This is a genomic window from Chromohalobacter sp. HP20-39 (genome assembly GCF_033052815.1).
Taxonomy (GTDB): domain Bacteria; phylum Pseudomonadota; class Gammaproteobacteria; order Pseudomonadales; family Halomonadaceae; genus Chromohalobacter.
Map to the genome: position 1 here is coordinate 1 of NZ_JAWHTP010000507.1, position 290 is coordinate 290.

1 pseudogene is annotated in these 290 nt (G+C 72.1%); it reads left to right on the forward strand.

From position 1 onward, the window contains the following. Positions 1–290, forward strand: a pseudogene (locus RVY79_RS18985) (ABC transporter ATP-binding protein); the annotation flags it as partial.

The window sequence follows — 290 nt, forward strand, 5'->3', positions numbered from 1 at the left end:
GGCGCTTCCTTTCGGCCCTGTCGCGGGCCACGATCTGGCTCGACCGGGGCGAGACGCGCCGGATCGACCAGGGCTTCTCCAGCTTCGAGGCGTGGCGCGACGCCTTCTTCGAGGAGGAGGAGCGGGACCAGCACAAGCTCGACCGCAAGATCGCCGCCGAGGAGCACTGGCTGCGCTACGGGGTCACCGCCCGGCGCAAGCGCAACGTCCGCCGCCTCGGCAACCTGCACGAGCTGCGCCAGAACCGGCGCGAGGTGCGCCGCCCTGTGGGCAGCGTCAGCATGCAGGCC